This is a genomic window from Vibrio sp. B183 (genome assembly GCF_000740665.1).
In the GTDB taxonomy this organism is placed as follows: domain Bacteria; phylum Pseudomonadota; class Gammaproteobacteria; order Enterobacterales; family Vibrionaceae; genus Vibrio; species Vibrio coralliilyticus.
The window spans coordinates 22,695-28,694 of the sequence record NZ_JPQB01000001.1; the positions used below are offsets into that span (position 1 = coordinate 22,695).

The window sequence follows — 6,000 nt, forward strand, 5'->3', positions numbered from 1 at the left end:
TGGCTCTGCTACTGGTTTTTTTCTTCAGCTTCTTTGAGTAAGTCGAGGTACTTTTTCTCAACAAAGTCTTTCTCTTTGGTAATGTGGTGCAGCTGCTGTTGCACCGCTTCCAGCTGAGCTTTGACTTCTCCGACGTCACCTTTCTCTGCGGCTTTTTTCTTGTAGGTGTCTATGATGCCAAGCAGTTGTTGCCGTTCATGCTGGTATTCTTTCTCTAGCTTATTAAAACCGCCAGCCTCACTGATCTGGACATATTCCTGCTCCAACTGTTCAAACTGTTTCTCTAGCTGCTCTTTCTCCTGTTGCAGGCTTTCGACGGTATCTGACTGTTTAAGAAGTTTATTTTTAGCGGTTCTTAATCCCTTGATGCTGCGGCTGAGGTCGCCTTTGAGCTTTTTAATCAACTGATGCGATTTGCTCAACTTCTGGTTGAGCTCTTCAATCGATTCCTGATCTTGAGCGCTTAACCCCCCGTCATTAGCGGATTTTATTTGTGATACCTGCGCTTCCAACGCCTGCTGGATAATAATGAGGTCATTAAGGGTGTCGCTGTTTTCAGCGGTGTAATTCAGCGCACTATCGACCGATTGCTGGCACAGTTCGTAGGTATTGCGGTCCATATCTTTGCCATGAACGACCTCTCGAACGAAGTGGCGAAACTCGCGAAGTATCAACAATAGAATCACAAACCATACCAACAAAATGAATAACCCCATGTCGACCGCTAGGGCAATGAGATTTTCTGTGGTGAGAAGAGGCGCTAAATCCATGAACTCATTCCATGTTTTTTGAATCCTAATAGAGTGTAAGTTTAGTTGTCATAACAAATTGTGCCTATAATTTAGACAGTCCCCAGCAAGAGTAGAATGCGATTTGTGAAGATTCTGATTGTCGATGACAGTAAAGCCACATTAGAAATCGTCAGGCGAGCCTTAGAAAATTTCGGCTACCGCCGCTTGTCTATTCAGAAAACCGACAGTGCACTTGATGCTCTTGAACAGGTTAAACAATGGCAGCCAGAGATCGTCCTCACCGACTGGTACATGCCAGACATGACGGGGCTGACCTTGATTGAGGAAATCAAAAAGCTCGAACTGGGCGTCAAGATGGGCATGATTACTACGGTTGACGATCAACTGCAGATTAATCAAGCCAAAGCGGCTGGCGCGAGTTTTGTTTTGTCCAAGCCCTTTGATGACAAAGAGCTGCACCGCAAACTCTTACCACTAGTGCAAGGAGCTGAAGAGAGCGAAAGGGCGCTGGAAAACATCAACGATGTACAGAAAGAGCTCGCTCTGCCTAAGTTATCTCAGCTGGAAAAGCTGATGAAGCGTGAAATCAGCGATCGCCTAGTGCTGAACAATATCCGCCAGCAATCTTTTGATGAGAGTAAAATCCCGTGCCTGCTTGCCGTGTACGAGGATGGCGAAACGCAAAGGCCGCGCGCGGTGGCTATTCTCGACATATATGCGATTTGTGTATTCTCGCGCAGCAATTCCGCGATCAGTAAGCAAGACCTGCAAAGAGCAATTCATAGCAAGCTGGTGAGCAAAGACATTCTCGATACCTGCCAGCGAGTGCTAGATAAGTCTTCCCTTGCGTTTCTCGATAGCAATTCACGAAAAAGCCTGCGACTGAAAAACGTCAGTTTTATCCCATCCGCGTTTGAAAAGCTCGAAGCTTTGTATAGTAAAGAAGCTGACAAGAGAGTCGACTTCTCCTGTCAGCTGGAAGATATGGCGCAGGGTAAAGTGACCCTGATTGGTTTTTAGTTTATGAATCATTCTAAACAGCGTACTGCCCAACGATAGGATAGGGTGGATGTACAGTAATTAATTATTTCTGGGGCTTATGGTGTGAGAAGTGGGTTGTTTAATGGTGATGTTTTATTTGATATAAATATCTTTATCTATTTGTTAAATAAAATGTTTTTAATATTAGCCTTGGAAGCTTTTGTGCATTTCAATGTGATTTTTCTGCTTTTACCTCAATTATTGATAACCCGTTTAATTCGGCCTTACTTTTTGTAGTAAAACAAAATGCATAGGGTATGATACGCATATTGTTTTTTGCTGATAATACTAACAAGTCATGGATGTACGTAACGCTGACATGGAAGCGATGTGCCATGTATTCAAACGCTATGTTGAGTACATGGGAGTCGATCAGACGGTGTCTTTCTCTCGAGTGGATACACAACTTGAGCAAGTAAAAACCGTGTCGACTAACTATTCATGGCATCTGGCTTATTGGGGCGACGAGCTGTATAAAAACCTCCATTCGCGTCTCAAGCCGGGCATTAACCTGTGGAACAGTCAAGGGGCCCAAAATTTCCGTGAGTCAGCGAAAGCGAGCCATAACCGCGTCGATATCGTGACCAATCAGGGCTCACAGTACGACATTCTCTCCATCTCTTTGCCAATCACGCCGTTACCTTGCGATGTGGTCAGTCAGGCGATTGCGTTCCGTCCTAAGGTCAATCACCTTGCGCTTGAATGCTGGAGTGATAAAGAGATACAGATCCCGATTGATAGCTTATCAGCCGCCAACTCAGTTCAGTCCAATTATGACGAAGAGAAACCTTATGTGTTCGGCAATCTGACGCTGACACACGATGAGCTCACCAGTGTGCGTTACTTTCTTGAGATGAAAACCTTTCAAGAGGTGGCTTTGCTTCGCGGCTGCCAAGAGGTGGAAGAAGCGCGGCGACTCTATATCATCAAATGCAAACTGGGCTGTGAATCTCAGCCTGATTCGGTCTTCTTTAGAAAACTGGTGGAACATGGAGTGACAGTCGCATGTCTGGACAGTTTCATCACGTATCGCTAACGGTCAGCGATTTAGTCGCCAGCCAAAATTTCTATGCATTGTTTGGTTACCAGCTTGAACGAAGTTGTCGGGATGAGCAGGTCACCATTCATATGTTGGAAAACCAAGGCTCGAGAATCGAGCTTTTTCATTTTTGTGGGGACGTTTCAGCCCCAGTTCCTGAATCATTGATCGCGTTAAAAAGAGTGGGCATCACCCATTTCGCTTTACGTGTGAATGATCTTGAAGCCTTTCATAGAAAATTATCGGAAGTCACCAACATCACTACTATTTACAACGCTAGGCTAGGTAGTTTCCGTTACTTTTTCTGTTCAGACCCCGATGGAAATCAATTAGAACTTATAGAGGAGTAAAACAGAATGTCACTCACCTGGAAACAGCGCACCAGTGCTGTCCTTGGTAATGCCATGGAGTTTTATGATATCGCTGTATTCGCATCGATATCTATGTACATTTCCCAGCTATTTGCCACCCAAGGCATTGAACACTCAGAGCTGGTGGTGTGGGGCGTATTTGCCCTGCGATTTTTGATCCGACCTTTTGGCGGCGTTGTGATTGGCCGCTACGCCGACAAATACGGGCGTAAACGAGCACTGGTTTTTTGTAACCTTCTGACTGGCTTAGCTACGGTATCGATGGCATTTGTACCAGTCGACACGGTCGGACAGTACGTTGTGGTTGTGTTCTTGTTCTTCCAAATGATTCAAGCGTTTAGCTTTGGGGGCGAATACCCAACCCTAATCAATTACCTTCTCTACGATGCGAAGAAATCAGAACGCTCACGTGTGAGCAGCTTGATTGTTGCGAGTTCTATTGTCGGTGTCATCATTTCTCTCCTTATCGTTGCAGGCTTAGAGCATTACTTAACGGCAGAAGAAATGAGTGCTTGGGGCTGGCGAGTGCCGCTGCTAGTGGGTGTCGCGAACATTATCGTAAGCTTATATTTGCGTCTTTCTCTACCTGAATTGCCGAAAGCTGAAGCGGTAGCAAGTAAGTCGAGCCGTCAGATCATTGCCAAAGTGTTTTGTATCTCCATTCTTGGTGCGGTGGTGTTCTATGTTCAGAACCTAGCGAGCGGTATCTTGGGCAAAGCGATGGGGATTGAGAACCTCGCACTGATCAACTCGTCAGTACTGGTGGTATTGCTGTTCGTATTTTCGTTTGTCGTCGACAAAAGTTTCTCACCACAACAAGCATTTAAAGTCGGAGCACTATTTATGCTGTTTGCAGCGGTCCCCTTGTTTGCGCTACTTGGTTCCAGCGAATTCATCTGGCAAGCGTTAGCAGTGTTGGGTATCAGTACGTTGGCAGCGATTATTTTAGGTAACTTGGCCGCGCTGTTATGGCAGCAATCTGCTAACCAAACCACCAGCTTAGGTATTGGTTATAACATTGCATTGTCTATCTTTGGTGGCCTAACACCACTGATTGTGACAGAAGCCATGCTGCTTAGCTCCGCCTATGTGGGTGTCTATGTTGCGATCGCGACATTACCGGGGCTAGCAGTGCTGTATCGCTTTACGGCCACCGTTCATCAGGAACCAGTTCAGTCAGCTTAGTTACCAATTCCTGAACAAGTTTATCTCGCTTAACACTGAAAGGCTCTAAGGCATCTGCTTAGAGCCTTTTTATATTGGTGCGAGTCTTACCTTCTCGAATTGTCTTACATTTGTTACTTACTGAAATATATCAAAAATCATCAAAGTAAATTTGACTCTCTTTGAGCTTTATTCCGTGTCTTTCCTTGTAATTCCGTTCTCTTCGAGCAGGTAACTCATTAACTTTTCGTTCCGCTTTTCACTTTTGGTGAGAGGTTAGCTGTGTAAATAAGGAAGAGAATACAAATGAGAAGAGAAACGAACGGTACGAATCCTCGCGTTTGGGGGAGTATAGCTGTATTGGCCATGGCTCTAGTTGGGTGTGATGAACAGGAGTTCGAGTTTTCAGCACAAGTCGATAGCCCTATTAGTGGCCTTGCTGCGGGTGACTACGCTGAGTCGGGTGAAATCTACGACTACAATACACTTGCCGTATTCGATGAGAAAAACAAACCTGGAGATGAAAACAAGCCAAGATTCGCCATGGTTGAACGTCACGGATCCAATGCCAGCGTTGTTCCAATCGATCAAAGCCAAGTCTCATGGCCCCTAGAGCAGAAGCGTGGCAATGATATTGAAGCCATTTGCCAACTCAATGAGACATATTATTTGGCTGCTGAAAGCAGTTTTTACAAGGGTGATTATGGCAGATTGTTTTTATTAGAAAGAGAGCTGTCTCAGGGTGGTTTAAGTTCGGGGCTGCGTTTGGTCGCTACTTATTCTCAATCCTCAAGCCCAGATGAGCTCGACGGTATTTCTTTTGAAGGCCTAGCGTGCACACCTTCTATCGACAGTGATGACTCTTACAACATCCTGCTAGGTGATAGAAATTCAGGCGGACTGTATTGGGAAAGTATTCATCCCTTACAAGACATAGCTGATAATGGTGTGATCCCTTTAGCGTTAAAAAAAGTGGGAGTAATTACTGCCCCCTCATCATGGTCCACAAGCCGAGATATCTCTGATCTCTATTTTAGTTTTTCCTCACATCGACTATTTGGTGTGGCGTCGTATGATCCTGAAGATAAAGCATTGGACTCGAAACAAAATGCGCAACCTCATTCAATGATGTATCGGACGAGTCACTCTTTTCATCTCGAGGACATGGCATTTATGCAAAGTATGGCGAGTAGCGGGGGTAACGAGTCGCTGCTTATTGAGCCAGTCCATTCATTTCCTAATCATAAGGTTGAAGGTATCACGGCTTTTGGAGCGACTGATGGTATGTTCTATGGGTCAGATGATGACACAACAATCAATGAATACGGTTTAGTGGTCGTAAAGTAAGTATTTACTTACACCTTGGGGAAGAATAAAAAGCAGGCCATTAGCCTGCTTTGTCGTTTTCTAGCCCTAAACCACCTTCTTTAGAAGGTGGTGATCGTTCTTTTGGGCTTTGCCCGAAGAACGCTCATGTTCAAGATGTCCTCGTTTGCAACCAACAAATGAAGGAAATAACGAACATGAGCAGATATGAATCCGCTTCACACGTTTATCATCGGTGCCAATATCATATTGTTTGGACACCTAAATATCGACTAAAGATTCTGAAAGGAAATTTAGGCAAAGAGCT

General features: G+C 44.9%; 7 protein-coding genes. 6 read left to right on the forward strand and 1 reads right to left on the reverse strand.

The window, feature by feature from the left end; genetic code table 11:
• Positions 1-8: 8 nt before the first annotated feature.
• On the reverse strand, positions 9-770 hold the full coding sequence (locus IX95_RS00115) for a hypothetical protein (RefSeq protein WP_038155823.1): 762 nt from the start codon (positions 768-770) through the stop codon (positions 9-11).
• Between the two features lie 105 nt (positions 771-875).
• On the opposite strand from IX95_RS00115, the gene IX95_RS00120 reads away from it, so the two are divergent.
• The 6 genes from IX95_RS00120 to IX95_RS25745 form a co-directional block, all read left to right on the forward strand.
• Positions 876-1,772 carry a response regulator gene (locus IX95_RS00120; RefSeq protein ID WP_029236299.1) on the forward strand — a complete coding sequence of 299 codons (897 nt, stop codon included), beginning with the start codon at positions 876-878 and terminating at the stop codon, positions 1,770-1,772.
• 319 nt (positions 1,773-2,091) lie between these two features.
• Entirely contained in the window at positions 2,092-2,829 is a 738-nt protein-coding gene (locus IX95_RS00125) for a hypothetical protein (protein WP_029236298.1), read from the forward strand.
• Positions 2,799-3,182: a VOC family protein gene (locus IX95_RS00130; RefSeq protein WP_038155829.1), complete on the forward strand. Its 384-nt coding sequence runs from the start codon at positions 2,799-2,801 to the stop codon at positions 3,180-3,182. The genes IX95_RS00125 and IX95_RS00130 overlap by 31 nt, the downstream gene beginning before the upstream one ends.
• A gap of 6 nt (positions 3,183-3,188) precedes the next feature.
• Positions 3,189-4,388, forward strand: coding sequence for an MFS transporter (locus tag IX95_RS00135; protein WP_038155830.1), 1,200 nt, complete (start codon positions 3,189-3,191; stop codon positions 4,386-4,388).
• A gap of 285 nt (positions 4,389-4,673) precedes the next feature.
• Positions 4,674-5,714: a hypothetical protein gene (locus IX95_RS00140; RefSeq protein ID WP_051912410.1), complete on the forward strand. Its 1,041-nt coding sequence runs from the start codon at positions 4,674-4,676 to the stop codon at positions 5,712-5,714.
• A gap of 176 nt (positions 5,715-5,890) precedes the next feature.
• The coding region (locus IX95_RS25745) for a transposase (RefSeq protein WP_200876927.1) at positions 5,891-6,000 on the forward strand (110 nt) is incomplete at its 3' end.